Source organism: Actinoplanes nipponensis (genome assembly GCF_016862275.1).
GTDB lineage: Bacteria > Actinomycetota > Actinomycetes > Mycobacteriales > Micromonosporaceae > Actinoplanes > Actinoplanes nipponensis.
On sequence record NZ_BOMQ01000065.1, the window covers coordinates 72,455 to 97,748 of the forward strand.

The 25,294-nt window shown below is 70.7% G+C and carries 26 protein-coding genes, 1 tRNA gene and 1 other RNA gene; 6 read left to right on the plus strand and 22 right to left on the minus strand.

Annotation, left to right across the window (positions count from 1 at the left end):
- Positions 1-72 precede the first annotated feature (72 nt).
- From Ani05nite_RS28425 to Ani05nite_RS28435, 3 genes are all read right to left on the minus strand, one after another.
- Positions 73-1,659, minus strand: coding sequence for an Ig-like domain repeat protein (locus Ani05nite_RS28425; protein WP_203773386.1), 1,587 nt, complete (start codon positions 1,657-1,659; stop codon positions 73-75).
- Positions 1,660-1,746: 87 nt separating this feature from the next.
- Complete coding sequence (locus Ani05nite_RS28430) at positions 1,747-2,136, minus strand: PadR family transcriptional regulator (protein WP_203773388.1); 390 nt, start codon at positions 2,134-2,136, stop codon at positions 1,747-1,749.
- 31 nt (positions 2,137-2,167) lie between these two features.
- Positions 2,168-3,658 (minus strand): hypothetical protein, encoded by a 1,491-nt coding sequence (locus Ani05nite_RS28435; RefSeq protein ID WP_203773390.1) that lies wholly within the window; start codon positions 3,656-3,658, stop codon positions 2,168-2,170.
- Between the two features lie 192 nt (positions 3,659-3,850).
- Here Ani05nite_RS28435 and Ani05nite_RS28440 point away from each other — a divergent pair, with 192 nt between their 5' ends.
- Positions 3,851-5,458, plus strand: coding sequence for a cellulase family glycosylhydrolase (locus Ani05nite_RS28440; protein WP_203773392.1), 1,608 nt, complete (start codon positions 3,851-3,853; stop codon positions 5,456-5,458).
- 90 nt (positions 5,459-5,548) lie between these two features.
- Here the strand turns inward: Ani05nite_RS28440 and Ani05nite_RS28445 are convergent, their stop codons facing one another.
- On the minus strand, positions 5,549-6,034 hold the full coding sequence (locus tag Ani05nite_RS28445) for a YbhB/YbcL family Raf kinase inhibitor-like protein (protein WP_203773394.1): 486 nt from the start codon (positions 6,032-6,034) through the stop codon (positions 5,549-5,551).
- A 75-nt stretch (positions 6,035-6,109) separates the two neighbouring features.
- Here Ani05nite_RS28445 and Ani05nite_RS28450 point away from each other — a divergent pair, with 75 nt between their 5' ends.
- Positions 6,110-6,517: a MarR family winged helix-turn-helix transcriptional regulator gene (locus Ani05nite_RS28450; RefSeq protein WP_203773396.1), complete on the plus strand. Its 408-nt coding sequence runs from the start codon at positions 6,110-6,112 to the stop codon at positions 6,515-6,517.
- Positions 6,518-6,552: 35 nt separating this feature from the next.
- Here the strand turns inward: Ani05nite_RS28450 and Ani05nite_RS28455 are convergent, their stop codons facing one another.
- On the minus strand, positions 6,553-8,109 hold the full coding sequence (locus Ani05nite_RS28455; protein ID WP_239130706.1) for a multicopper oxidase family protein: 1,557 nt from the start codon (positions 8,107-8,109) through the stop codon (positions 6,553-6,555).
- Positions 8,106-8,573 carry a hypothetical protein gene (locus Ani05nite_RS28460; protein WP_203773398.1) on the minus strand — a complete coding sequence of 156 codons (468 nt, stop codon included), beginning with the start codon at positions 8,571-8,573 and terminating at the stop codon, positions 8,106-8,108. The genes Ani05nite_RS28455 and Ani05nite_RS28460 overlap by 4 nt, the downstream gene beginning before the upstream one ends.
- Before the next feature lie 76 nt (positions 8,574-8,649).
- Here Ani05nite_RS28460 and Ani05nite_RS28465 point away from each other — a divergent pair, with 76 nt between their 5' ends.
- On the plus strand, positions 8,650-9,078 hold the full coding sequence (locus Ani05nite_RS28465) for a MarR family winged helix-turn-helix transcriptional regulator (protein ID WP_239130707.1): 429 nt from the start codon (positions 8,650-8,652) through the stop codon (positions 9,076-9,078).
- A gap of 62 nt (positions 9,079-9,140) precedes the next feature.
- On the opposite strand, the gene Ani05nite_RS28470 is transcribed toward Ani05nite_RS28465, so the two are convergent.
- A tRNA-Ala gene (locus Ani05nite_RS28470) sits at positions 9,141-9,213 on the minus strand.
- 83 nt (positions 9,214-9,296) lie between these two features.
- Positions 9,297-9,854, minus strand: a complete 558-nt coding sequence (locus Ani05nite_RS28475; RefSeq protein ID WP_203773573.1) for a YqgE/AlgH family protein — start codon at positions 9,852-9,854, stop codon at positions 9,297-9,299.
- A 125-nt stretch (positions 9,855-9,979) separates the two neighbouring features.
- Between Ani05nite_RS28475 and Ani05nite_RS28480 the strand changes: the two genes are divergently transcribed.
- A complete protein-coding gene (locus tag Ani05nite_RS28480) occupies positions 9,980-10,786 on the plus strand; it encodes an S-methyl-5'-thioadenosine phosphorylase (RefSeq protein ID WP_203773400.1) in 807 nt (268 codons plus the stop codon).
- On the opposite strand, the gene Ani05nite_RS28485 is transcribed toward Ani05nite_RS28480, so the two are convergent.
- The 4 genes from Ani05nite_RS28485 to Ani05nite_RS28500 form a co-directional block, all read right to left on the minus strand.
- Positions 10,761-12,572 (minus strand): sensor domain-containing diguanylate cyclase, encoded by a 1,812-nt coding sequence (locus Ani05nite_RS28485; protein ID WP_203773402.1) that lies wholly within the window; start codon positions 12,570-12,572, stop codon positions 10,761-10,763. The genes Ani05nite_RS28480 and Ani05nite_RS28485 overlap by 26 nt on opposite strands.
- 89 nt (positions 12,573-12,661) lie before the next feature.
- A complete protein-coding gene (locus tag Ani05nite_RS28490; protein ID WP_203773404.1) occupies positions 12,662-13,297 on the minus strand; it encodes a hypothetical protein in 636 nt (211 codons plus the stop codon).
- A gap of 54 nt (positions 13,298-13,351) precedes the next feature.
- Entirely contained in the window at positions 13,352-14,137 is a 786-nt protein-coding gene (locus tag Ani05nite_RS28495) for an endonuclease/exonuclease/phosphatase family protein (protein WP_203773406.1), read from the minus strand.
- 76 nt (positions 14,138-14,213) lie between these two features.
- Positions 14,214-16,112 (minus strand): MFS transporter, encoded by a 1,899-nt coding sequence (locus Ani05nite_RS28500; protein WP_203773408.1) that lies wholly within the window; start codon positions 16,110-16,112, stop codon positions 14,214-14,216.
- A gap of 239 nt (positions 16,113-16,351) precedes the next feature.
- Between Ani05nite_RS28500 and Ani05nite_RS28505 the strand changes: the two genes are divergently transcribed.
- The gene (locus Ani05nite_RS28505) at positions 16,352-16,783 is read left to right on the plus strand and encodes a universal stress protein (protein ID WP_239130709.1); all 432 of its coding nucleotides are present in this window, start codon (positions 16,352-16,354) and stop codon (positions 16,781-16,783) included.
- Positions 16,784-16,826: 43 nt separating this feature from the next.
- On the opposite strand, the gene Ani05nite_RS28510 is transcribed toward Ani05nite_RS28505, so the two are convergent.
- Both Ani05nite_RS28510 and Ani05nite_RS28515 read right to left on the minus strand, forming a co-directional pair.
- Positions 16,827-17,681 carry an NADPH-dependent F420 reductase gene (locus tag Ani05nite_RS28510; RefSeq protein WP_307836721.1) on the minus strand — a complete coding sequence of 285 codons (855 nt, stop codon included), beginning with the start codon at positions 17,679-17,681 and terminating at the stop codon, positions 16,827-16,829.
- Positions 17,597-18,022 (minus strand): rhomboid family intramembrane serine protease, encoded by a 426-nt coding sequence (locus tag Ani05nite_RS28515; protein WP_203773595.1) that lies wholly within the window; start codon positions 18,020-18,022, stop codon positions 17,597-17,599. The genes Ani05nite_RS28510 and Ani05nite_RS28515 overlap by 85 nt, the downstream gene beginning before the upstream one ends.
- A 3-nt stretch (positions 18,023-18,025) precedes the next feature.
- On the opposite strand from Ani05nite_RS28515, the gene Ani05nite_RS28520 reads away from it, so the two are divergent.
- The gene (locus tag Ani05nite_RS28520) at positions 18,026-18,373 is read left to right on the plus strand and encodes a type II toxin-antitoxin system VapC family toxin (RefSeq protein ID WP_239130711.1); all 348 of its coding nucleotides are present in this window, start codon (positions 18,026-18,028) and stop codon (positions 18,371-18,373) included.
- 147 nt (positions 18,374-18,520) lie between these two features.
- Here the strand turns inward: Ani05nite_RS28520 and ssrA are convergent.
- The 8 genes from ssrA to Ani05nite_RS28560 form a co-directional block, all read right to left on the minus strand.
- Positions 18,521-18,896: a transfer-messenger RNA gene (gene ssrA / locus Ani05nite_RS28525) on the minus strand.
- 54 nt (positions 18,897-18,950) lie between these two features.
- A complete protein-coding gene (locus Ani05nite_RS28530; RefSeq protein WP_203773412.1) occupies positions 18,951-19,619 on the minus strand; it encodes a cellulose binding domain-containing protein in 669 nt (222 codons plus the stop codon).
- 45 nt (positions 19,620-19,664) lie between these two features.
- Positions 19,665-20,141 (minus strand): SsrA-binding protein SmpB, encoded by a 477-nt coding sequence (gene smpB / locus Ani05nite_RS28535; protein ID WP_203773414.1) that lies wholly within the window; start codon positions 20,139-20,141, stop codon positions 19,665-19,667.
- Positions 20,142-20,216: 75 nt separating this feature from the next.
- Complete coding sequence (locus Ani05nite_RS28540) at positions 20,217-21,482, minus strand: M23 family metallopeptidase (protein WP_239130713.1); 1,266 nt, start codon at positions 21,480-21,482, stop codon at positions 20,217-20,219.
- A gap of 117 nt (positions 21,483-21,599) precedes the next feature.
- Positions 21,600-22,475: a permease-like cell division protein FtsX gene (gene ftsX / locus Ani05nite_RS28545; protein ID WP_203773419.1), complete on the minus strand. Its 876-nt coding sequence runs from the start codon at positions 22,473-22,475 to the stop codon at positions 21,600-21,602.
- Between the two features lie 64 nt (positions 22,476-22,539).
- Positions 22,540-23,220 (minus strand): cell division ATP-binding protein FtsE, encoded by a 681-nt coding sequence (gene ftsE / locus Ani05nite_RS28550; RefSeq protein WP_023358989.1) that lies wholly within the window; start codon positions 23,218-23,220, stop codon positions 22,540-22,542.
- Between the two features lie 164 nt (positions 23,221-23,384).
- On the minus strand, positions 23,385-24,497 hold the full coding sequence (prfB, locus tag Ani05nite_RS28555; RefSeq protein ID WP_203773421.1) for a peptide chain release factor 2: 1,113 nt from the start codon (positions 24,495-24,497) through the stop codon (positions 23,385-23,387).
- Positions 24,498-24,563: 66 nt separating this feature from the next.
- Positions 24,564-25,079 (minus strand): PadR family transcriptional regulator, encoded by a 516-nt coding sequence (locus tag Ani05nite_RS28560; protein WP_203773423.1) that lies wholly within the window; start codon positions 25,077-25,079, stop codon positions 24,564-24,566.
- Between the last annotated feature and the right edge of the window lie 215 nt (positions 25,080-25,294).

Here is a 25,294-nt window from a genome sequence, read left to right on the forward strand (position 1 = left end):
GTCCGGGCCTTCGCCGGGTGGTGTGCCGGCGCCCGGCGGCCATGACAGCCGGCCCCGAGGCCGGTCCGGCCGTCAGTCGGCGGTCACGGTCAGGATCAGCGGACCGCCGGGGATCGGGTTGCCGGTGTCACCGGGATAGCCCCAGCTGCTGGTGTTCCCGGCCTCGTCGGTCAGCGAGAAGCCGATCGTGTACTGCCCGGGCGCCAGCCGGCCGGTCGACACGGCGAAGTGGAAGATCCCGGTGCCGTCGTCGTGCTGGCCGCCGTACATGCCGCCCTGCGAGGCGCCCGTGCTGTCGTAGATCGTCGCGCTGAACTGCGAGATCGGGGCGAGATCGTCCACCTCGACCGTGACGTCGAAGCCGAGACCCCAGGCGTCCTCGGTCTCCTGCGGCGTCCAGGTCGCCTTGGGCAGCTTGGCCGAGAGCACGACCGGCGCCTTGTCGTCCGGCACCTGGGTGATCGTGAGGCCGACGGCGGGCGCGCCGTAGGCCGTGCCGTAGAAGGCGACGTTGCCGGCCCCGTCGGTCAGCTTGACGCCGTCGATGTCGCAGCGGCTGGCCCAGCCGGATCCCATCACGATCTCCACCGAGACGGTGCCGTCGTCGCCCACCACCGGCGTGTGCGACGGCTGCGAGCACCAGGACAGGTCGACGTCGACGGAGGCCAGGCCGCCGACCGCGCCGTGCGGCTTGAACGTGAGCGCCGTCGACGCCTGCTTGCGCCAGTTGTTCACCTGCGGCTCGGTGAGCGCGAAGTCCGACGCGCTGACCACGTCGTTGCGGCTCACCTGGATCGGCGCCGGCCCCTGCGGTGAGGTGTCGGCCCGGGTGTTGCCCCAGGTGTCGGTCAGGTCGAGCCGGGCGACGCGCCAGGTGCCGGACGGTGAGCCGGCGGGCACGGCGATCGAGACGGGACAGGTCACCCAGCTCGGGTCGTACGCCGTCTCGTCGTTGCAGGACCACCGCGAACCGCTCTGGGTGAGCTGGAAGGTGGTGCTCACCCGCGTGCCCCCCGGGCCGGCCAGGGTGAGCTTGCCCCGCTTGAAGGCGGACTCGTCCACGATCCGCGCGCGGTAGCGCAGGGTCACCCCGGAACCGTCGTCGTAGAAGCCGCGCGGCTGGTCGAAGTCGAAGAAGAGCTGCTCGGCCACCGGCCCCGCGGTGTCGACGAGCTGGGTCACGGCCAGCGCGGCCGGGCCCGGGTCACGCACGGTGCGCGCATGGGCGACGTCATCGGCGATGGTCACCTTCGTGACCCGCCAGACCGCCTCGGCCGCCGTCGAGTAGCGCGGCACCGCGAACGCGTAGGCGTAGGAGGACTCCTGTGCCGTGCCGGAGCCCTCGACCTGCGACTGGCCCCAGTCCAGGTCGTAACTCACCGTGCGGGGCTGGCCGACCTGCTCGGCCCCGGCGAACTGGCGCAGCTCGACCGCGCCGCTGACCCGCTGGGCCTTGGCGGCCCGGTCGGTGATCGTCCACGTGAGATTGACGACGGCGTTGTCCTGCGTGACGTCGACCTGCGGGCGGTCGAAGGCGATCGATGTGAGCTCGAGAACCGGGCCGGCCGCCGACGCCGCCCGGGCCGGAGTCGTGATGGACAGGGCGACCGCGGCGGCGGCCAGGGTCGTGACGAGCGCGCGGAGGCGCCAGGACTTCATCCACTTTCTCCCCGTGTATCAGGATCCCTCGATGGGATCGTGCGCCGAGGATAGCGGCGAGGTCCGACAGAAACCGGGTGCCCCTGGTCAGTTCCCGGGGACGGCCAGGCCCGCGCCCCACCGCAGCGCGAGGCCCGGACTGCCACCGGCGGCCGGACCCAGGTCACGGCGTTTCCGGCTGCTCAACTGGGCGGTGGCGGCCTCGGCGCTGGCCCGCAGCCGACCGGCCTCCGCCTTGAGGGCCAGGGCGCCGTCGTCGGAGAGCCGGTAGTAACGGCGCGTACGCCCGTCGACGACCTCCTCGCGGTCCGGCTCGACCAGGCCCTCGGCCACGAGGCGGTCGAGGGCCGCGTACAGGGTGCCGGCCTGGAGCCGCACCCGGCCGTCGGAGAGCCGGGCGGCCTCCTGGATGACGCCGTAGCCGTGCCGCGCCTCGGTGGCCAGGCAGGTGAGGATCCAGAACGTGGGTTCGCGCATGACGGCGGCCGTTTCTCTAGCTGAGGGGAGATCAGTCCCGGACCTGGCGGACGGTGACGACGCCCGGCATACCGTCCACTTCCTGAAGCAGAGCGGGGTAGTCGGTCGCCACGTTCAATTCAACCGCGAAGAAGTACGGCAGGCCCGCCACCGCCGCGGCCGGAACCTCGGCGCCGTCGCAGTACTCGGCGCGGAACTCGGGCGAAGCCGGGTCCCAGATCAGGCCGCTGTCGCTGCCGGCCCAGCTGCGCCGGATCGCCGCGGTGATCAGATTGCGCTGGTCCGGGGTGGAGGACGGGTCGACGTACACGCGGGCCGCCCGGCTGCCGGCGACCTCGCCCGGCGGCGCGGCGGGCGGCGGCCCGGGGGCGGGCCGGCAGTCCGGGCGGGCCAGCGGCGGGGTCGCCGTCGCCGACCAGGGCGCCGGGAGGAGGAAGCCGGCCACCAGCAGGAGGGTCAGCGCCAGCAGGGTGCCACCCGCGGCGCGGGGCCTGCGGCGCAGGTACGCGACCCCGCGCCCCAGAACGCTCTTCCACGGGCTCGGCCCGAGCAGCAACGCACCGAGCAGCAGCAGCACCACCGGTACCGCCGCCACCGGCAGGAAGCCGCTCCCCAGTCCCACCAGGCCGCCCCACCAAGGGGCGTCGCCCGGCACGTCCGGCACGGGGGTCAGCGTCATGGCCGGCAGGAGCAGCACGAGCGCCATCACCGTGAGCGAGCCGGGGAGCCCCCCGGAGTACTCGGCGGCCCAGAACCGGCGGCTGACCCAGGCGGCCAGGAACCAGGTGAGGACGAAGCCGAGGAGCGCGCCGGCCCGGGCGATCCAGAGCAGCCGGGGCGGGGTCTCCTGGCGCACGGTCAGGGTGAGGCCGCCGTCGCCGTCGTACGCGGGCATCCCGCTGTACAGGTAGTTCGCGTAGCCCACGACCAGGCCGTCCCGGGTCGCCCAGAAGGTCGCGCCGCTGGACTCCCCGCGGTCGACCATCGGCGTGGGCGGCTCGTACAGGTAGTCGTGGACCTCCCAGCCGGCGGCGGTGAGCCGGTCCACGGCGGCGGTGGAGTAGCCGGGGACGTCCCGGGTGGTGGCGTCGCGGTGCCGGAGCCAGTAGGTGACGTAGCCGTACTCGATGCCCTCGCCGTCGCCCTGCTCGACGATCGGCTCGGCCTCGCCCCCGCCCCACACGTGCTGGCCGGGAAAGACGGTGCGGGTGAGCTCGGCGGTGACCGCGGCCGGCGGCGTGGCGGAGAAGAACTCCAGGCCCAGCCGGTGGGCCGCCGCCCCGCCGAAGTAGGCCCCGGCCAGGGCGGCCAGCACCGAGAGGACCACGACCGTCGAGGTACGCGGGTAGCCGAGGCGGGCGCGCAGGCCGTACCGGATCAGATTGACGGCCTCGCGCGCCGTGGGCCGACGCTGCCCCGGCGAGGCGGCGTCGAGCAGGGTGTCCAGGAGTTCGTCGCGGCGCGGCCCCCTGGGGTAGGCGCGCAGCAAGCGGCGGTAGGCGCGGCCGAGGTCGGCGGACATGGGCGCCAATATAGAGTTGATCTGACTATCGGGTCAAGGAGGCTCGTGACAACACATAGATGGTTTGCGATGATGGGAGCGCTCCCAGCCCCGTGTTCGTACCGCTGGTCGATTCCGCCCGGTCGATCAGCCTGATCTGCGAGCCCGAGCTCGGCCAGCCCCAACGCTCGAGACCGACGAGAGGGAACCACGATGAGTTCGAGAGTAAGGAAGGCCGGGCTCGCATTCCTTGCCGCCACCCTGACCTTCGCCGGCACCGCGTACGGCGTGACGAGGCCGGCCGCGGCCGACGTCGTGGCCCAGCTGAACGCCACCCAGCTGGTCGCCGACATGGGCGCCGGCTGGAACCTGGGCAACGCGCTCGAGGCCAACAACAACGGCATCCCCAGCGAGACGGCATGGGGCAACCCGGTCGTGACCCAGGCCCTCATCGACCGGGTACGGGCGTCGGGTTTCAAGACGATCCGCATCCCCGTCTCGTACCTGGGAAACATCGGGGCCGGCCCGAACTACCCGGTCAACGCCGCCTGGCTGAACCGCATCCAGGAGGTCGTCGACTACGCCCACAGCCGGGGCCTGTACGTGCTGATCAACATGCACGGCGACGGGTACAAGAGCGTCACCGGCTCCTGGCTGATCTGCGACGCGGCCGACCAGACGACGATCAGGGACAAGTACCAGAAGGTCTGGCAGCAGATCGCGACCAGGTTCCAGAGCTACAACGACCATCTGATCTTCGAGTCCATGAACGAGAACTTCGACGGCCAGTACGGCAACCCGACCCAGCCGTGCTACTCGAACATCAACGCGTACAACCAGGTCTTCGTGGACACCGTGCGCCGGACCGGCGGCGCCAACGCGTCCCGGTGGCTGCTGGTGCCCGGCTGGAACACGAACATCGACCACACCGTGGGCAGCGGATTCGTGCTTCCCACCGACCAGAACCGGTCGTCGTCCGTCCCGGCCAACGAGCAGCGGATCATGATCTCCGTGCACTACTACGACCCGTGGGACTTCGCGGGCCAGGAAGACGGCACCATCACGCAGTGGGGCGCGGGCGCGACCAACCCGGCGAAGAAGTCGGTCTGGGGCCAGGAGGACTTCCTGGACGGGCAGATGAAGAAGATGTACGACAAGTTCGTCACGCGCGGATACCCGGTCTTCGTCGGTGAGTACGGCTCGATCGACAAGACGACGTACGACTCCACCAACAACCGCTACCGCGCGGACTACGCACGCGCCGTGGTGGCGACCGCCAAGAAGTACGGCGCGGCCACCGCCTACTGGGACAACGGCTGGAACGGCCAGCACGGCTTCGGCCTGTTCAACCGCAGCACCACCACGGTGACCCAGCAGGGCATCATCGACGCCATCATGAGCGCCGTCGGCGGCCAGCCCACCCCGCCGACGACCCCGCCCACCACACCGCCCACCACCCCGCCGACCACGCCACCCACCACGCCGCCGACCACCAGCCCGGGCGGCGCCGGGGCCTGCCGGGTCAGCAGCACGGTCAACGCGTGGAACACGGGCCTGACCACCAGCATCACCATCACCAACACCGGCACCGCCGCCATCAACGGCTGGAGCCTGGCCTTCACCCTGGCCGCCGGCCAGACCATCGTCTCCGGCTGGAGCGCCACCTACGCTCCGACCAGCGGCACGGTGACCGCGACCAACGCCGGCTACAACGGCACGCTCGCGCCGGGCGGCTCGGCGGCCATCGGCTACCAGGCCAACCACAGCGGCAACGCCGCCGCGCCGACCAATTTCCGGCTCAACGGCGTCGCCTGCAGCTGACGCACGAAACGGGGCCGACGGGCCGGGGCCGCCGAGGTGGTCCCGGCCCGTCGTGCGCTACGCCGGCGGGGCGGCGGCGAATCCCACGCCTTACCGGGGCCTGCTGGTCCCCACGAGGATCGCCCGGCCCACAGTGTGCGGGATCAGCGCGATGTTCAGCAGCGCCCGGCTCGCGCCCTCGGGTATCTCCAGCGATTCGACGGCCAGCGCGGTGACGCAGATGTACATCCGGTGGACGCCGGTCCCGGCCGGCGGATTGGCCCCGGTGTAACCCACGCCGCCAAGGTCGTTGACCAGGGCGATGCCGGCGCCGCCACCGTGCGGGAGTCCGCTCAGGGTGGCCGGGATGTCCTTGACCGCCCAGTGCCACAGCCCGCCCGGGATCGGGGCGTCGGCGTCGAACGCGGTCACCACCAGGCTCCGGGCGCCCTCGGGCGGGTGACCCCAGAAGAGCTCGGGCGACTCGTTCAGCGGCTGGTAGGCGGAGTCGGGCAGCGCCCCACCGTCGGTGAAGTCCTGGCTGGTGACGGTGAATGCGGGCGCGGGAAAGGCCAGGGCGTACGGGTCGTAGGTCATCCATGCTCCTCGGGTCAGATATACAGCATTGCTGTGCTCCGGAGGAAAGTACAGCAATGCTGTATGTTTGTCGGCATGAGTGACCTGGATCTCGCCGAAGAGCTCCGCGCGGCGATCGGCGACTTCGTGCGCCGTGCTCGCGTCCACGACGAGATGCCGCCCGGGCAGGCCGCGGTACTGGGCCACCTGGGCCGCTCGGGACCGCTGTCGATCGCCGACCTGGCCCGCCTCGAGCGGGTCAAGCACCAGTCGATGGCCCGCACCGTCGGCCTGCTGGCCGATCAGGGACTGGTCTCCCCGGGCCGGCACGAAGCCGACCGCCGCCAGGTCGTGCTGACGCTGACCCCGTCCGGCAGCAACGCGCTGGCGAGCGCCCGCCGGAGCCGGGCCGCCGGGATGGCCCGCGCGATCCACGGCCTCGACGACACCGAGCGGGAGCTCATCCGCCGCCTCCCGGAGCTGCTCCGCAAACTCCAGCCCTGACGTGATCACAGAGGACGCGCCGGGCGCCCCGATCGTCAGTCGGTCCGGGGATGGGTGGTGAACACGCCCATCATGGCCATGTCCTCGTGTTCGAGGTTGTGGCAGTGGAAGACGTAGCGGCCGGCGTAGTCGGTGAAGGACACCGCGATCGTCGCCTGTTCGCCCGGTCGCAGATCGATGGTGTCGCGGGGGCCGTGGTCGTACGGTCCGGGCCCGCCGATCCCCCGGGACAGGATGCGGAAGTGACCGAGGTGCAGATGTACCGGATGGTGGAAGTCGGAGGTGAGTCGCCAGACCTCGGTGGTGCCGAGCAGCGGGTCGGCGTTGCTCTGCGCGGGGCTGAACGGGTTGCCGTTGATGGTCCAGCCTGGCCTGCCGTGCAGAGTGTCGTGCCGGAAGTGGAAGTCACGCACGGCAGCCGTTCGGGCGGACGCCGGAGCCGGGGCGAGACTGTCCGGGATGCGGCTGGGATCAGCCGCGGGGCCGGTCACCCGGAAGCGCATCACCACGGCGGTGGTCCGGTCGCCGAACTCGTTGCGCAGGGTCACCTGCTGGCCGGTCCGGTACCGGGAGAAGTCCACTATGACGTCGCAGCGTTGCCCGGGAGCCAGCTCCACTGCCTCGTGGACGACGGGCTCGGTGAGCAGCCCGCCGTCCGTGCCGATCTGGATCAGCCCGGATCCGCCGCGCGGGAGCGGGTCGAGGGCGAGCCTGTACCGCCGGGCGTTGGACGCGTTGAGCAGCCGGAGCCGGTGTCGCGCGGCCGGCACGTCGGCGAGCGGCCACGGAACGCCGTTGACCAACAGCACGTCACCGAGGACGCCGGCCGCGTACGGCGCGGTGACGCCGGGCGTGTGGGACAGGGTCGGGTCGAGACTCGGATAGCGCAGCGTGCCGTTCGCGGCGAAGGCCCGGTCGGTGATCATGATGGGCAGGTCACGGTCGCCGGCCGGTAGCCGCAGGCGGTCCTCCGCCGGGTCGTGGATCAGGTGGAACGCGGCCAGTCCGCGCCACACGGCTGGTCCGGTGAAGTCCATCCGGTGGTCGTGGTACCACAGGGTGGCCGCCGACTGGTCGATCGGATAGCGGTACTCGCGGGCGCCGTAGGACAGGGCGCCGGCGTGCGGGTGGTTGTGCGGCGCGGGTGGCATTCCGACCGGGTAGAGCAGATCGGTGGGGAACCCGTCGTGCGCCGCCGGCGTGTGCCCGCCGTGCAGATGGACCACGACGGGAACCGGTAGTTCGTTTCGGTGGGTGACCACGACCGGCCGGCCTCGGCTGGAGATGATCGTGGGACCGGGGAAGATCCCGTTGTAGCCCCAGATCGGGGTGCGCACACCGGGAAGGATCTCCACGCGGGCGGCCCGTTGCGTTATCTCGTAATGGTCGCCGGACTCGTCGCGGCGGGTCGGTGTGAGCACCGGCGGTACCCGGAACGGCCGGGTGAACGGCGGCGGCAGTGGCAGCCGGCTGCTCAACAGGGCGCCGGTCGATGTGGCGCCGCGCAGGCCGGACACGAGCGGCACGCCGACCGCTGCGGCCGCCCCGGTGCCGCCGAGGAGCGAGAGCAGGGCGCGTCGGCTGATCTTCACGGCCGCGCCTCGGGCGCCGCCGCGACCGGCGCATCCGGGACCGGGGTGCCGACGGGCAGCGGCCCCGGCGCGGGCCGGACGGGGGCGGGTTGATACCGCCAGGCCCAGACGGCCAGCCGGACAGCCATCAGGATGATCAGGACACCGAGCGGGACGTGCACGGTCAGCGTGCGGGCGAAGCCGAGAACGATCTGCAGGGCGATCAGGCCGAAGAGGGCGAGACAGGCGAGCAGCGGCCACACCGGCCCGCGGCCGGCCGGTGGGCCGGGCCAGCGCAACAGCACCGCACTCGCGGCGGCGACGAGGACGGCGATCCCGGCGTACGTCGCGTTCTCGCGGTGGGTGTGCAGTGCGGTGAACGAGCCCGAGAGGAACTGTCCGGCGAAGACGGACTGGTCGAGGAGCATCAACGCGGCCACGCTCATGCTCAGGCGGAACGGCCAGTGAAGCAGGCGAACGCTCATGGGCGTCACGGTAGCAGAAGTTCTCAGATGAGAATTTCTCCAGTGATCCGAACTTCCGGTCGCTAAGCTGACCGCCGTGAGCGATGTCGGTGTTCTCGGCCCCCAGATCGGCCAGCTGCTCCGGCTGGCGCACCAGCGCGCGGCTCGCACGTTCGCCGAGGCGCTGGCGCCGCTGGGTATCGACGGCCGGCTCTTCGGCGTCCTCTCGGCGCTGGGCCGGCACGGCCCGGCCACGCAGGCCAGCCTGGTCAACGCCCTGGACACCGACAAGTCCGCGATGCTGCGCACCGTCGACGACCTCGAACAGCGCGGTTTCGTCGAGCGCCGGCCCGTCCCGGGAGACCGGCGAGCGCGGATCATCGCCCTCACCCCGGACGGCCGGAAGTGCCTGACTGCCGCGGAAGAGATCGCCCGCCACGCAGCAGCCGAGTTGTTCAGCGCCATGAGCGCCGACGAAATGATCGTGATGCGCGACTCGCTCGTCCGTTTTGTCGGCCCTCGTTGAGGACGTAGGACCGGCCCGAACACAGCAAAGGCCCGGACATTTGTCCGGGCCTTGCGCAAGGGTGGAGCTGAGGGGACTCGAACCCCTGACCCCCACACTGCCAGTGTGGTGCGCTACCAGCTGCGCCACAGCCCCTTGCCTGCCCCCGGGATCCCCGGGCACTCACGGAATAGTACACACCGTCCGGGCCCCCGCGTGCGGAGGGGGCGGCAAGCGTGTCAGTTCAGCGAGACGTCCGGCGGGAAGTGGGCGACCGCGGCCAGGATGTCCCCCTGGCGGCGCAGGACCATCGCCCACAGGTCGTCGGGGCGGCTGACGAACGGGTCCCCCGGCAGCGCGTCGAAGACGAACCAGGAGCCGGCCGCGATCTCCTCCTCGAGCTGGCCCGGGGACCAGCCCGAGTAGCCGGCGAAGACCCTGATGCCGGCCACGTTCTCGCGCAGCCTGTCCGGGTCGGCCGACAGGTCGACCGTGCCCAGCGCGCCGGCCACCTGGTGGAAGCCGGAGATCCGCTTCTTGGTCTGCGGGCGGGTACGGGCCAGGCAGATCGCCGACTCGGGCTGTACCGGGCCGCCCTCGAACAGCACCGCCGGGTCGCCGGCCAGCTCGCCCCAGTTGCCCAGGACGTCGGCCACCGGCACCTCGGTCGCCCTGTTCAGCACCACGCCCAGCGCCCCGCCGGTCTCGTGGGCCACCAGCAGCACCACCGTGCGGTCGAAGTTCGGGTCCTTCAGGGTCGGGGTCGCGACCAGGAGCTGACCGGTCATCGACTCCATCGAGCGGCCTCCGATGCGCTGCTCTTCACTGAACACGGCAGCCCCACCTTCGCCCCTCCAGGCCTTCGGTCAACGCCATGCTTGGACATTAGCCTGCGTTTCCGGCCCCCGATAAGGTCTGGCGCATGAACGAGCGACCCGCGGAGGCGGAGATCGGCGTCATCGGCGGATCGGGCCTCTATGCCCTCCTCGACGGCGCGACCGAACATGAGGTGTCCACGCCCTACGGTGCGCCGTCGGATCCGGTCACCGTGGCCGACGTCGGCGGGCGGCGGGTCGCCTTCCTGCCGCGGCACGGCCGGGATCATCGGTTTCCGCCGCACAAGATCCCGTACCGGGCCAATCTGTGGGCGTTGCGGTCGCTGGGCGTACGCCAGATCATCGCGCCCTGTGCCGTCGGCGGGCTGCGCCCGGAGCTCGGTCCCGGCACCTTTGTGGTGCCTGACCAGCTCATCGACCGGACCAGTGGGCGTGAGCAGACCTTCTACGACTCGGGCGCCGTGCACGTGTCCTTCGCGGACCCGTACTGCCCGGACGGGCGACGGGCCGTGCTGCGGGCCGGTGAGCGGATCGCTCCGGTGGACGGCGGGACCATGATCGTGGTCGAGGGGCCGCGGTTCTCGACCCGGGCCGAGTCGCGCTGGTTCACCGGGATCGGCGGGACCGTGGTCAACATGACCGGGCATCCGGAGGCCGTGCTGGCCCGCGAGCTGGCCCTCTGCTACACGTCGATCGCGCTGGTGACGGATCTGGACGCCGGCGTCGAGGGCGACCACGGGGTCACCCAGGAGGAGGTCTTCTCGGTCTTCGCCGCCAACACGGCGCGGCTGCGCGACGTCCTGCTCGACGCGGTGCGGGCCCTGCCGACCGAGCGCACCTGCCCCTGCGGCAGCGCGCTGGACGGGATCAAACTCCCCTTCGCGCTGCCCTGAGGCGCTTGGCCTCGTACATCTTCAGATCGGCCGCGTGGATGAGGTCGTCGGCGGCATCGCCGGCGACCAGGCCTACGCTGGCCCGCACCGCGATGGTCCGGCCGTCGATCCGTGCGGGCTCCGCGATCAGGTCCAGGAAGCGGTCCGCCACACGGCGCGCGGCGAGTTCGTCGTCGGCCGACACGAGTACGGCGAACTCGTCACCACCCAGGCGGGCCACCACGTCCTCCGGGCCGGCCGCCTCCCGGAGCCGCGCGGCCACGTACAGCAGCACCTCGTCGCCGGTGTGGTGCCCGTACGTGTCGTTGACCTGTTTGAAGCCGTCCAGGTCGATGAGCAGCACCGCCGCCCGGCGGTCGGCGACGGCCTGCATCCGCTCAGCGAACAGCCGCCGGTTGGCCAGCCCGGTCAGCGGGTCGTGCGCGGCCTGGTGGCGCAGGCGGGCGTGCAGCTCGCGGGTCTCGGTGACGTCGCGCGCGTTGGCCACGACGCCGTCGATGCCAGGCTCGCCGAGCAGGTTGGTGGCGATCACCTCGAGCCAGCGCCAGGAGCCGTCGGCGTGCGCGAACCGGGTCTGATAGGTCAGCGTGGCGCCGGCGGTGGTCAGCAGGTGGGCCAGCTGCGGGCGCAGCTCGGCCAGGTCGTCCGGGTGCAGGAAGTCGGTCATGCGCCGGCCGAGGATCGTGGTGGCGTCCAGGCCGAGGGTACGGTGCAGCGCCGGGCTGACGTACGCCAGCCGCCCGGACCGGTCCGTGATCGAGGTGATGTCGGACGAGTGCCGCACCAGCGAGTCCAGCCGCCGCTCACGCAGGGTGATCTCCAGCAGGCTCTCGTCGAGCTTGTCCAGCAGGACGGTGTTCTCCGCCAGGGCGAGCAGCTGCCGCACGATGACCAGCGCGACGTTGACCACCAGCCCGGCCAGCGCGCCCCACGCCGGGTAGCCCAGCCCGTTGTGCAGGAGCACGGCGACCAGCGCGGAGAAGGTCACCAGCGTGGCCGCGTAGGGCAGCACGCTGTAGCGGCGTCCGCGGCCGGACGGCGTGAACGCCGCGGGGTCACGCCGCAGCTCCAGCGCCTGGACGCGCGGCCCGATCATGAACAGGATCGCGGGTACGGCCAGCACGACGAGCTGGAACGACAGCGGCCCGTTGAGGTCGGTGCCGGGCAGCACGGTGGTGCCCAGACCCTGTACGCCGGCCGCGGTGAGCATCGGCAGCGCGGCGTGGCGCGACATCGGGCTCACCCCGCTGCGGCTGAGCTTCACCGCGGCGAAGACGCCGGCCATGATCAGTGCGGATCCGAAGACCGCGCCGGCCAGCGTGTCCGCCCCGGCCGTGACCGCGGAGGAAGTGACCAGGCACCAGGCGACGACGGCCACCGCGGTCATGGTGGTCGCCGCGTCGAGCAGGAAACGGACGTGGGCGCGCCCGGCGCCCAGGCCGGTGGGGTAGGTCAGGGTCACGCCCGTCACGGCCACCGCGCCGATCAGCACCGCCACGGTCTGCACGGCGCCGAAGACGACCGTGGTCACGGTGGCATCCAGCAAGGTCTGCACCGTCTGGGAGCCGTCGCCGACGGCGAAGACGGCCCCGGCGAACGCGACGGCGTTCCAGAACCGCCGGGGCGCCGCCGGAGTCTGCGGCAGCCGGACGATCCGGCGGGCCAGCACGAACAGCCCGACATCGGTGCCGAGCAGAGTGAGCCAGCCGACCAGCACCTGCAGCCGGTCGCTGCCCCAGCCGAGCAGGAAGAAGCCCAGCACTCCGGCGGCGACGGGCACCAGCACCCGAAGCACCGGATCACGCGTCAGCGAGGGCCCTTCCACGTCCACCCGATCGACGGCAACGGCCGCCGCTTGAGGGGATCAGCCGACGTTCACACCGCCGCCGGGGCCTGCGGCAGGTCGAGGACGTACGAGTCCCCCTCGCGGCGGAAGCCGAGCTTGCCGTAGTACGGCGAGACCATGCCGGGCGGCGTGACCACCGTCCGGCAGCCGTGCTTGCGGAAGTACTGGCTCTGCCGGTAGACGAACTCGCCCGGCGTGAAGTCCCGGTACCGCGGCGTGACGTAGTCGAGCTCCACCTGTGCGACGCCGTCACCGGTGGTGCGGAACAGCACGACTCCGACCACCTCGTCCCCGTTGACGATCAGGAAGGCGGCCGCGTTGCCGGCCTTCGCATCCCAGCGCAGGCCGGGATTGAACCGGGCGATGTCGCGGTCGTGCAGCCGCAGCGTGTGCGCGAGGAAATCGTCGTCCGTGCGGACCTCGACGACCTGGTACGCCTTCGTGTCGTGCCGGGTGACGAGCATCCTGGCCAGGTACCAGATGTTGATCGCCGTGAGGACGACGTTCAGGCCCACCATCGGCCACACGCCGACGGCCGCGTTGAAGCCGATGAGCACGAGGCAGCCGAGCAGGTTCAGCGCGCGCAGGCGCAGCAGGCGGTTCTGCAGCAGCGACCACACGAGCAGGGCGGAGCCGGTCCAGCCGATCAAGTCGAGCCATGTCATCCGCTCAGGGTATGAGGCGCGGATGCCGGCGGCTTCCCGATCGGCGAGCCCGGCCTACAGCCAGGCGGATCCGACATAGATGCGGTGGTCGCTGGCCGGGGTGTAGAGCGTGTCACCGGTCGCCCCCGTGAAGTGCGGGGAGGTGAAGATGTAGTCGATCTTCCGGCCGCCGTACGGGTTGAAGGTGATCTCGTTGTCGGCGTGGTCGGCATCCGTGAAGTACGTCTTGAAGCGGGCGACGCCGGGCTGGTCGAGGAAGGCGTTGTAGTCCCCGGCGGAGATGACGGGCCCGCTCTGGGTCCGCAGCCAGTCGTACAGCGACGCCAGGTCCTCCTCGTTGCCGAGAGCGACGCTGGTGGCGTTGTGGACGCTCGTGGCGAACAGCTCGACCCCCTTGACGCGGGCGTACATGCCGACCGCGTGGCGGCCCGAGGGCAGCACCTTGACGTGCCGGGATCCGATCATGGAACCCCTGACGATCAGGGCGATGCCGTACCTTTTGCCGTGTTTTTTGTCGTGGTTATTGCAGGTTTCGAGGGTTTTGGTGGCGGTGAAGACGGCCGAGTAGCCCCGGGGCAGCCGATCCTTGATGTAGCGGTACTGCGAGTAGCACACCTCCTGCAGCGAGGCGACGTCGATGGACCGGCGCGTGATCTGCTTGAGCGTGTACGCGGCCGGCGCCATCGAGCCCTTGCTGCACATCACTCCGCAGAGGTTGAAGGCCAGGGAACGGATCAGCACTCTCGGCGCGGCGTGCGCGGCCGTCGGTGCCAGCACCATCGCCAGCGCACAGAGCACGACGAGAAGCGCGCGCGAGGTCCTCAGCGGGTTTCGGGCCATGCCACGATTGTGGCGACGGCCGCGTACGGGCTCGATGCGCCGCCGGGAGCAATCGTGGTGCACCGGGCCACCGGGGTCACCCGGCCGATGATTCACCCTCCTTGACCGGGCCGGACGTGCCGGCGGCGAACATGCGGTCCTCGTCCAGCGCCGACGTCTGCACCACGAGCACGTCGCAGACGGCGTTCCGCACCACCCCGGCCGGCACCGACCCCAGCAGCTGACCCTGGCTGGCGCCCAGCCCGCGGTTGCCCACGACGATGAGGTTCGCCGGGTTCGCCCCGACCGTGTCGAGCAGGGCCTGCGCCGGATCCCCGGCCACCAGCCGCTGCTCGATGTAGCGCGCCCGCTCCTTGGTCAGCCCGGTGACCGACTTCTCCAGGGCTTCGCGGGCGGCCCCGGCGCCGCGGATGTCGCGGTGCACCCCGGCAGCGCCCTCCGCCGGGGCCGGCCCGTCCTCGCGGTACGCCGTGACCACGACCAGCCGGGCCTGCGCGGCCTGGGCCACCTCGGCCGCCCGGTCCACCGCGTACAGGCTGGTCGGGGTGCCGTCCGAGCCCACCACGACCCGGTCGTAGACGGTGATGCTGCGCCGGCTGCCCAGCGGCACGATCGGCGACTCGTCCGCCTCGTCGGGCGGGTTCACCCAGAGCATCGCCAGGGCCCCGATACCCAGCAGCACGCCGGCGAGCATGATCGCGTTGTTGCCCTTGCCGCCCAGCAGGTGCTGGAAGATCCAGCCGAAGGTGATCGTCTGGATCAGCATGGGCACCACGATCATCATGTTCAGGATGCCCATGTAGACGCCGGTGCGCTTGGCCGGCACCATGCTCGCCACCATCAGGTACGGCACACCGACCGCGCTGGCCCAGAAGATGCCCACCCCGATCATCGGCAGCAGCGCGACGTACTGGTTGTCGATGCGGGACAGCCAGACCAGCGACAGCGCGGCCAGTCCGAGGGCGACGGCGTGCACGCGCTTCGCGCCGATCCGCCGGGCGAAGCCGACCAGGAACAGCGCGGAGACCATGGTGACGAAGTTGTACGCGGCGTTCTGCAGCCCGCTCCAGCCGATCGCGGCGTCCCAGCCGGCCCCGCCCTCCTCCGGCGTGGCGTCGAAGATCGTCTCGCCCAGGCTGACCGCCAGGAACTGCCAGTAGATGAACATCGCGTACCACTGGAATAGGAAGACCACGCCGATCTTGTGCATGGCGACCGGCATCGACCGGACAGCGTCGGCGATCTCCGCGACCGCGTGGTGCAGGCCCTTCGGAGCCGAGCGGATCTCGCGGAGCTCCTCGTCGGAGGGGGTGAGTTCCCGGGTACGGGCCATGGCGGTCAGCACGGTCAGCAGGATGCAGACGGTGCCGATCATGAAGCAGACGTACATCCAGTAGGGCACGCCGTTGCCGGCTTCCTTCTCCAGCGCCGGCACCTTCTGGAGCACGAACAGCGACAGGTTGGCGAGCACCGCGCCGGCCCCGGTGAACATGCTCTGGGTGAGGAACCCGCGGGCCAGCTGCGACTTCGGCAGCCGGTCGGAGATGAACGCCCGGTACGGCTCCATCGAGGTGTTGTTGCCCGCGTCGAGCAGCCAGAAGCAGATCACGGCCAGCCAGAGGATGCCGACGAAGGGGAACACGAACAGCACGACGGCGCACAGCAGCGCCCCCACGGTGATGAACGGGCGCCGGCGGCCCCAGCGGGGATGCCAGGTCCGGTCGCTGACCGCCCCGATGAGCGGCTGGATCAGCAGTCCGGTGACCGGTCCGGCCAGGTTGAGCAGGGGAAGCTGGTCGGGATCGGCGCCGATCAGCAGGAACAGCGGGTTCACCGCGGACTGGGTGAGGCCGAAGCTGAACTGGACCCCGAAGAATCCGAGATTCATCATCAGCAGGGCGGGCCCCGTCATCAACGGCCGGCGCTCGGCCGGGCCGACGCCAGCGGCTACGGGCTCCGATGCGGTGGTGGTCATGGCGACCCCTTCGGGCGATGTGATCCAAGTCACCTGCGATCGACGCTAAACCCGCCGGGGACCCCCCGCAACCGGTGCCCGCCGCACCCCTCGACGAGCCGGACACCATGCAATAGCGTGCGAAACGAGGCCGGACGAGCCGAGGTCACGGAGGTCACGGACGCAAGGTGGATCGTCATCTCCGCCAGGCGTGCCGCCGCCGACCGGCGCCGTCGGTCGACACTGGAGAGGAGACGACGGTGAGCGCATGGAAGACCATCGTGGTCGGCGTCGACGGATCACCGAGCAGTCGCAAGGCACTGACCTGGGCGGCCGCCGAGGCCGCGGACCACGGCGCCGACCTCGTCGTGATCAACGTGTGGGAGCACACGCTGCTGCCCCCGGCCGGCAACGTCAGCGTGTCGGAGCACTACGTGCCGGAACCGAGCCAGCGCACCACCGAGGACCTCCTCGCGATCATCAAGGAGGAACTCGGCGCGGAACCGCCGATCCTCGTCAAGTCCCACGTCAAGCAGGGCCGCCCGGCCAAGGTGCTGATCGAGGAATCGGCGGACGCCGACATGCTGGTGGTCGGCAAGCGCGGGCACGGTGGGTTCAAGGGCCTGGTGCTGGGCTCCGTCAGCCAGCACGTGGCCGCCTACGCGAAATGCACGGTCACGGTGGTGCGCTGACCGGCGTGCTCGCCGCCGGCCGGCGCACCGGCCCGAGGGGACGTCAGGCCGCGGTGGGCTTCGCCGCCGCCAGCGCCTCCCGGACCACCTGCGCGCTCGCCGGCGTGCCGGGAAGCTCCCCGAAGACGCCGTACGGGGTCACGTAGACCGGGGTGTCGCGCTGGGCGCGCCAGTTCTCCGCGAGCGGGCCCGCGTCCACGGTGTCGTAGCCGAGACTGTCGAAGAACTCGGTGACGGCCCGCTTGGCCGCCGGGTCGTCACCGGCGATCGGCAGCGCCGACCGGTCCGCGCTGCCCGCCGGCCGCGCCAGCGTCCGCAGGTGGTCGAACCAGATGTTGTTGAAACCCTTCACCACGTGGGCCTGCGGGAGGTGCTGCTGCAGCAGCTCGCCGGTGGTGGTGGAGCCGTCCTCGAGCGCGTCGAAGACGCCGTCGCGCTCCGGATAGTAGTTGTTGGTGTCGATGACCACCTTGCCCGCCAGGGGCTCCACCGGGACGTCCCGGTACGCCCGCAGCGGCACGGTGACCACCACGATGTCGCCGGCCGCGGCCGCCTCCGCCGGGGTCGCGGCGCGCGCCTTCGGCCCCAGCTCGGCCACCAGGTCCTGCAGGGTCTGCGGGCCACGCGAGTTGCTCAGCACCACGTCATGACCGGCGGCGACCGCCAGCCGGGCCACGGTGCTGCCGATGTTGCCACTGCCGATGAGTCCGATCGTCGTCATGTCAGCGGGAACCCCGGCACTCCCGGGCCGATTCCGGCCGGCGGCCCACCGTGATCGGCGGCACACCGGCCGGCGCCCCGTGGCCCGGCCGTTCACCGTCGGGCGGCCCCGGCTGGTCCGCCGGCCAGCGCCGCCGCCTGCGCCGGCCGCGCGGCAAGAAGCAGACCGAACAGGCACCCGACGGTCAACCCGACGCCGTGGTTGTTGGCCAGCAGGAGCAGGACCACGGTGGCGACCGGGACGAGAACCGCCAGGAGACGCCCGGCGACCACGTAGACGGTCAGGGTCCAGGCGTTGCCCAAGGTGCGGGCCGCGACCGGGGCGACCACGAGCAGCGCGGCGAAGTTGAACAACAACTGGAACCAGCCGCCCGACTGCACCAGCACCGCGGTCAGGCAGCGCCACCAGCCGCCGTCCGGGTCCCGCTGGAGGGCGCCGACGAGCGCCGGCTGCACGGCCTGCGCGACAGCCATGGCCGCCATCAGCCCGACCAGACCGGCCTGCTCCTCGACACTCATGTGGTGCTGTGGTGGCTCACGGATGACCCCACGCTCGCCACGGAGATCAAGGACCGGCTCGATCACGAACCGGACGTCTACGTCAGCCCGGCCACGATCTGGGAGGTGGCCCTCAAGCAGTCGATCGGCAAGCTCGACAAACCAGCCGACCTCCCGGAGCGCATCCGCGACAGCGGCTTCCGGCACCTGAATATCAACGCCGAGCACGCTCTCGTCGCCGAACGGCTTCCTCTCATACATCGAGATCCATTCGATCGAATGCTCATCGCCCAAGCTCAAGTAGAGCGCCTGACGCTGGTCACCCGAGACGCCGAGATCCCGAAGTACGACGTCGAGACGCTTGCCGTCTGACCCACTCGGCGCAACCCGAGCAGCGGAGAGCGCGACGGCAAAGCCGAGCGCAACCACCGCACCGCGGGGCGTCCGGGGGCTCGGCCCTCGGAGCAGACATACGGAACGGCCCCCGGTTCGCGCAGTCCGCGAACAAGGGGCCGTCGGCCGTGGAGGTGCCGGGAATCGAACCCGGGTCCTTCGTTGTTTTGTCAGGGCTTCTCCGAGCGCAGCTCACTATGCCTCTACTCGGCCCCGGCGTTCACGTGAGCAAGATGCCGTGACGGGCCCAGTCGCTGATTAATCTCGCCGCGCGGCCCCCGCGACCGGGACCGGTTGGCCAACCTTCTAGCTGATGCCGGAAGTCTGAGACGAAGGTGTTCTCAGCCCGACAGAGTCGCTACTCGCCTCAGGCGGCGAGAGCGAACTCAGCGCGATTGGAATCGGCGCTTATTGGTTTCCGACGACCGATTCTCGAGACGACGTCGGCTTCCTCGGCTCGCTTCCCCTGTCTCCACGTACGAAGTCGAAACCAGTCACCCCCCGGTTGTGTACCCGCTCAACTCTAACGCGTCGCTCCCGGGACTTCATCCCGGTATCAGCTCACCCGGCACGGCGCGCCGTCGACGGTGCACGCGGTGGGCTGGATCGCGTCCCTGACCTGCTTGGATGCCTCGAACCCGAGGTTGGCCGTGGCGCCCGGGGCGAGCGGGCCGCCGGTGAGGACGAAGGCGTCGTCCTGCCGGGTCAGCTGGGCGTTCCAGACGTTGCCGACGCGCACGCCGGCGGCCGCGGGGTACGCGATCCGGACCGTCCAGGCCCGCGGCTGGCCGCTGGTGTTCGTCACCTGGACCGCGCCGATGAAGCCGCGTTCCCAGCTCGCGCCGGTCCGGTAGGCCGCGGTGAACGACGCCGCCGGGGGTCGCGGGGCGGCCGTCGTGCGGCGCGGCGCGGGCTTGGTCGTCGTCTTCTCGGTGGGCTTGGCGGTGGGGCGGGCCGACGCGGAGGCGGAGGCGGAACGGGAAGGGCTGGGCGAGGCCGGCGGCGGGGTCGAGGCGGCGGCGGGCGAGGCGGACACCAGGGCCGCCGGGGTCGCGCCGCCCAGGGGCACCGTCGGCTGGACCAGCAGGGGGACGCGGTTGTCCGGCTGGGCCGGCCCGACCGCCCGTACCGCGACCCAGGAGACCAGGACGACGAGCAGGGTGGCCGCCGCCGCGATGAAGCTGTACCGGCGCAGGGGGAAGACGGTGGTGTGCTTGCCGGGCAACTGCGGTCCCTTCGCGCGACGGGTGGGCCGCGGCGACACTACCGGTCAGACCATGCCCTTGCTACGGCGGCCCAGCGCCTTGTTGATCTCCTTCTGCGCGTCCCGGGCGGCGAGGTCCTGGCGCTTGTCGTACGCCTTCTTGCCCTTGGCCAGGCCGAGCTCGACCTTGGCGTACCCGTTGTGGAAGTAGACCGACAGCGGCACCAGGGTGAGGCCGTCCTCGCGCAGCTTGCCCATCATCTTGTGGATCTCGTCGCGCTTGAGCAGCAGCTTGCGCACCCGGCGCGGCTCGTGGTTAGTCCACGTGCCCTGGGTGTACTCCGGGATGTGCATCCCGTGCAGGAAGATCTCGCCGTTGTTCTCGTGGCCGAACGCGTCGACCAGCGAGGACCGCCCGGCCCGCAGCGACTTGACCTCGGTGCCGGTCAGCACCATGCCGGCCTCGTAGGTGTCGAGGATGGCGTAGTCGTGCCGAGCCTTGCGGTTCGAGGCCACGACCTTGCGCCCCTGTTCGCGTGGCATCGGTGGGCTCCTTGCGGGTGGCAAAAGAAAAGGCCCGGCCGACCGGCCGGACCCCTCCATGGTACGCGCGGACGCTCAGCAGAGGCATCCGGGTAAATACTGCAGCGGGTTCTTCGGTACGCCGTCGAAGCGCGTCTCGAAGTGCAGGTGAAAGCCGGTGGAGGCGCCCGTGGTGCCGACCCGGCCGATCACCTCGCCGCGCCGCACGTACTCGCCGTCGTGCACCAGGATCTTGGACTGGTGGCCGTAGCAGGTGGAGAAGTTGCGGCCGTCGCGCCGGCCGTGGCTGATGCAGGTGTAGTTGCCGTACCCGCCGGCCCAGCCGGACCGCACGACCCGCCCGCCGGCCGCCGCGTGGATCGGGGTGCCGCCGCCGGCGGCGAAGTCCGTGCCCGCGTGCAGCTGCCAGACCCGGTAGAACGGGTCGTAGCGGTTGCCGAAGTCGCTGGACTTCCAGCCGTGCACCGGCATCAGCAGGTCGCCGCCGACGTAGTCGCCGCCGTCGTCGTCGTTCTTGGCGCCCCAGGCGCGCAGGGCGCGCTGGATCCGGGCCTCCTCGGCCTTGGCGGCCTCGTACTCGGCGAGCACGGCGGCGCGCTGGGAGCGCGCGACGATCAGGGCGGAGCGCCGGCTCTGGGCCAGCCGGACGACCGCCGCGCGGGCCTGCTGGGCGGCGACCTGCGCCCGCTTGGCCGCCGCGAGCTTGTCGACAGCCTCCTGCTCGGCCTGTTCGGCGGCCCGCTTGGCGAGCCCGGCACGGTCCTGGGCGGTACGGGCGGCGCGCCGCGCCCCGATGAGCTCGTCCACGCTCCCCCGCTGCTTCTGCATGACCTGGTCGACCAGGCCGAGGCGGTCCATGGCGTCCTGCGGCCCGCGCGCGCCGACCAGCACGTTGAGGGCGGCGAAGTTGCCGCCCATGTACGAGGCGGCAGCGATCTCGTCGACCCGGTCGCGGGCCTCGACGACCCGATGCTGGGCGTGCTCGAAGCGGCCGGCGACCGCGTCGTAGGCGGCGCGGGCGGTGTCGGCCTTGCGCCGGGCCGTGCCGGCCTGGACGGAGGCCGCGACGACGACGCCGCGGCTGGTGGCGACCTTCTGCTGCGCCGCGGGCAGCGCCGCGGTGGCCGCGGCCAGGCGGCGGGCGGCGTTGCGGGCCGTCGCGGTGGCGTGCTCGAGGATCGCCTCCGCGCGGTCCACCGCCCGGCTCGCGCGCTTGGCGTCGTCCCCCGGGCCGGCGGCGGCCGCGGGCGCCGCGAGCGCCACGGTGGCGGCACAGAGCAGGCTCAGGCCGGCGGCGAGGGCCGCGGTGAACCGGCTGGGTCGCGAGTGACTGGAGTCCACGAAGAGTCACCGTACTCCGACCATCCGTGACAATTCGCGGTTAGCCGGCTAATCCCCCGAAAACGCCATCGCCGCGCGTCTCCCGACAAGGACGCGCGGCGATGGGCAGGAACAGGGTCAGACCTTGAGGTAGAACCGCAGGGTGATCCAGGCGGTGATCGCGCTGACGCCGGCGCCGACGCCGGCCAGCAGCGGCAACATCAGCCACACGTTGCCGTCCGGGATGGGCGTCAGCACGTTCGTCAGGGCCTGCAATCGGCCGTCGAGCAGGACGACCTTGCCGACGAAGATGAACACGAACCCCAGGATCGCGCCGATCAGGCCGGCCACCACCGCCTCGAGCACGAACGGCGCCTGGATGAACCAGTTGGACGCGCCGACCAGTTTCATCACCGCGACCTCGCGCCGCTTGCTGTACGCCGCCACCTGGATCGTGTTGCCGACCAGCAACAGCGCCGCCAGGGCCATGAAGCCCGCGACCACCAGCGCCCCCACCTGGATTGCGTTGAAGATCTTGAAGACCTTGTCCAGCAGTTCGCGCTGGTCGACGATGTCCTGGATGCCCGGGGTGCCCTCGATCTGCGCGTGGAACGCCTCGTACTGCTCCGGGTCCTTGAGCTTCACCCGCCACGATTCCGGCAGGCTGTCCGGGGTGACCGACTTGACGAAGTCGGGCGAGTCCCGCCAGAGCACCTTGAACTTCTCGAAGGCCTGCTCGCGCGTCTCGTACACCTTCTCGGCGACCAGCGGGCTGGAGGTGATCGCCTGCTCGATCGTGGCGCGCTGCGCGTCGGTGACGTCCTCACGCAGGAAGATCGAGACCTCGATCTCCCCGTAGTAGTAGTTCTTCATCTGGTCGACCTGCATGTACATGAGCACGCTGGCGCCCAGCATCGTGAGGGAGACCGACATCGTGATGATCATGGCGATGGTCATCGTGACGTTGCGCCACAGGCCGACCAGCACCTCGTTGAGGACGTACTTGAAACGCATCGGGGGTTCCTTCCGGGACTCCGCGGCTTACTTCAGATGCAGTGTGGGGGGCGGGGCCCGGCGGTCAGCCGTACACGCCCCGGGCCTGGTCGCGGACGATCCGTCCGCTCTCGATCTCGATGACCCGGCGGCGCATCTGGTTGACGATGTTGGAGTCGTGGGTGACCATCACGACCGTCGTGCCGGTTCGGTTGATCCGGTCCAGCAGCCGCATGATCTCGATGGAGGTGTCGGGGTCGAGGTTGCCCGTGGGCTCGTCGGCCAGCAGGATCAGCGGCCGGTTGACGAACGCCCGCGCCACGGCGACCCGCTGCTGCTCACCGCCCGACAGCTCGTGCGGGTAGCGGTGCTCCTTGCCGCCCAGGCCGACCAGCTCGAGAACCTCGGGCACCACCCGGCGGGCGACGGCCTTGGTCTTGCCGATCACCTCGAGGGCGAACGCCACGTTCTCGTACGCGGTGCGGTTGGGCAGCAGGCGGAAGTCCTGGAACACACATCCGATGGAGCGCCGGAAGTGTGGGATCTTCCACGACCGCATGGTGGTGACATCCTTCGCGTTCACCACGACCTTGCCGCGCGAGGGGGCCACCTCGTGCAGCAGGAGCTTGATGATCGTCGACTTGCCGGAACCGGAGGGGCCGATGAAGAAGACGAACTCACCCTTCTCGATACCGACGCTGACATCGTCCAACGACGGCCGAGACGCCTTCGGATACGTCTTCGTCACGTTCTCGAGCTGAATCACGGGTCGAGAGTCTACGCGGTGTAACGAAAACGCCAAGCCCGGCGGGGTCAGGATTTTGGCACATTCGGTGCCGACCAGTCGCCCCTCCCCCGTGCGGGCAACCCGGACCACCGGCCCGGCGAACGCCGCCTGACCGTTCGTTCAGGCGGCGTGTCGGCGCCCGCTCAGGCCTTGATCTGGGTCTGCTTGCGCCACCGGATGCCGGCCTCGATGAACTCGTCGAGCTCGCCGTCGAAGACCGAGCTCGGATTGCCGGTCTCCTGCTCAGTGCGCAGATCCTTGACCATCTGGTACGGGTGCAGGACGTAGCTGCGCATCTGATCGCCCCACGATCCGGTGGTGTCCTGCTTGAGGCCGGCCATCTTCGCCTCCTCTTCCTGGCGCTTGCGTTCGAGCAGTCGCGCCTGGAGCACCCGCATCGCGGAGGCCTTGTTCTGCAGCTGAGATTTCTCGTTCTGACACGTCACCACGATGCCCGTCGGAATGTGCGTGAGGCGCACAGCCGAGTCGGTGGTGTTAACGCTCTGTCCACCAGGCCCGGACGAACGGTAGACGTCCGTCCGCAGCTCGTTGTCCGGAATGTCGATGTGGTCGGTCTGTTCGACCACCGGCATGACCTCCACGCCGGCGAAGCTGGTCTGGCGCCGGCCCTGGTTGTCGAACGGGCTGATCCGCACCAGCCGGTGGGTGCCCGACTCCACGCTCAGGGTGCCGTAGGCGTACGGGACCTTGACGGCGAAGGTCGCGGACTTGAGGCCCGCCTCCTCGGCGTACGAGGTCTCGTAGACCTCCGTCGGGTAGCCGTGGCGCTCGGCCCAGCGCAGGTACATCCGCATCAGCATCTCGGCGAAGTCGGCGGCGTCCACGCCACCGGCGCCCGCACGGATGGCCACCACGGCCTCGCGGGAGTCGTACTCGCCGGAGAGCAGGGTGCGGACCTCCATCTCCTCGACGGCCTTGCTCAGCGAGACGAGCTCGTGGCCGACCTCGGCGATGGATTCCTCGTCGGCGGCCTCGCGGGCCATCTCGAGCAGCAGCTCCGCGTCGTCGATGCGCTGGCGGAGCTTCTCCAGCCGGGCGATCTCGCCGCTGAGGTACGACAGGCGCGAGTTGACCTCCTGGGCGCGGGCCTGGTCGTCCCACAGGTCGGGGGCGGAGGCCTGCTCCTCGAGCTCCGCCTTGTCTCGGCGCAGCTTGTCCACGTCGAGGACGTTCTCGATGTTGCGCAGGGTGGCGTCGAGGGCTTTGAGCTGTTCAGGGAAGTCGGCTGCACTCACGACTGTCGAGAATACGCCGCCCGGCCGGTCGTCCGGCCGGGCGGCCGGTACTTCCTGGTTGCGGAGCTACTCCGCCGGAGCGACCTTCAGCCAGCTCAGGGCCGCCTTGTGGTAGGCCACGGCGAACTCGAGGGCGGCCGCGCCGTACGCGTCGCCGGCCTTCTTGGCCTCCTTGGCCTGCTCCCGGGCCATCGCCAGGGCCTCCGAGTGGTACTCGTTGGCGCCGGTGTAGAGCGTCCTGAGCTGGTTGCCGGAGTGCTGCTGGCCGAACGCGACGCGCAGCGCGACCGGGTTGCGGATCGCGTCGCGGCCGGGTGACTCGGCGAGCCAGCGGCTGAAGGCACGCTTGCCGCTGGCGGTGATGGCATAGGGCTGGCTGGACCGGGGTCCAGGCTTGCCGAGGCGGACGAAGCCCATCTCGGCCAGCACGGGCAATTCGCGGTAGACCTGGCTCCGCGTCATCGACCAGTACGGCCCGAGGCGGCGTTCGGCAGCCGCCATGAGCTGTCCACCGGTCATCGGGCCCTCGTGGAGCAGGCCCAGAAGGGCGGCAGCCGTGGGATTGATTTGAGAGTCGGGCATGCCTCTAAGCTGCCACTTTGTCGTCCCGGCGTCCAGGATTTCGCCCGATCCGTCCAATTTGCGTCTCCACAAGCGACTGTCCCGCACAGACAGTCCGACCACGAGGGTCGGGACCGGGCGTTTTGCCGGTGAGGAGGACTCCGCCGAGGTAAGATGGTGCACGAAAACGGTCAGACGGCGCTGCAGGTCGACAACTCCCCCAAAGAACGCGGGCC

Bases quoted from the DNA above. Each gene is read 5' to 3' on its own strand.
- Ani05nite_RS28425 (WP_203773386.1), bottom strand. From the start codon at position 1,659: ATGAAGTCCTGGCGCCTCCGCGCGCTCGTCACGACCCTGGCCGCCGCC.
- Ani05nite_RS28440 (WP_203773392.1), top strand. From the start codon at position 3,851: ATGAGTTCGAGAGTAAGGAAGGCCGGGCTCGCATTCCTTGCCGCCACC.
- Ani05nite_RS28460 (WP_203773398.1), bottom strand. From the start codon at position 8,573: ATGAGCGTTCGCCTGCTTCACTGGCCGTTCCGCCTGAGCATGAGCGTG.
- Ani05nite_RS28445 (WP_203773394.1), bottom strand. From the start codon at position 6,034: ATGACCTACGACCCGTACGCCCTGGCCTTTCCCGCGCCCGCATTCACC.
- Ani05nite_RS28450 (WP_203773396.1), top strand. From the start codon at position 6,110: ATGAGTGACCTGGATCTCGCCGAAGAGCTCCGCGCGGCGATCGGCGAC.
- ftsX (WP_203773419.1), bottom strand. From the start codon at position 22,475: ATGCGTTTCAAGTACGTCCTCAACGAGGTGCTGGTCGGCCTGTGGCGC.
- Ani05nite_RS28495 (WP_203773406.1), bottom strand. From the start codon at position 14,137: ATGGCCCGAAACCCGCTGAGGACCTCGCGCGCGCTTCTCGTCGTGCTC.
- Ani05nite_RS28500 (WP_203773408.1), bottom strand. From the start codon at position 16,112: ATGACCACCACCGCATCGGAGCCCGTAGCCGCTGGCGTCGGCCCGGCC.
- Ani05nite_RS28475 (WP_203773573.1), bottom strand. From the start codon at position 9,854: ATGGAGTCGATGACCGGTCAGCTCCTGGTCGCGACCCCGACCCTGAAG.
- smpB (WP_203773414.1), bottom strand. From the start codon at position 20,141: ATGCCACGCGAACAGGGGCGCAAGGTCGTGGCCTCGAACCGCAAGGCT.
- Ani05nite_RS28515 (WP_203773595.1), bottom strand. From the start codon at position 18,022: ATGAGTGTCGAGGAGCAGGCCGGTCTGGTCGGGCTGATGGCGGCCATG.
- Ani05nite_RS28490 (WP_203773404.1), bottom strand. From the start codon at position 13,297: ATGACATGGCTCGACTTGATCGGCTGGACCGGCTCCGCCCTGCTCGTG.
- Ani05nite_RS28480 (WP_203773400.1), top strand. From the start codon at position 9,980: ATGAACGAGCGACCCGCGGAGGCGGAGATCGGCGTCATCGGCGGATCG.
- Ani05nite_RS28560 (WP_203773423.1), bottom strand. From the start codon at position 25,079: ATGCCCGACTCTCAAATCAATCCCACGGCTGCCGCCCTTCTGGGCCTG.
- Ani05nite_RS28430 (WP_203773388.1), bottom strand. From the start codon at position 2,136: ATGCGCGAACCCACGTTCTGGATCCTCACCTGCCTGGCCACCGAGGCG.
- Ani05nite_RS28435 (WP_203773390.1), bottom strand. From the start codon at position 3,658: ATGTCCGCCGACCTCGGCCGCGCCTACCGCCGCTTGCTGCGCGCCTAC.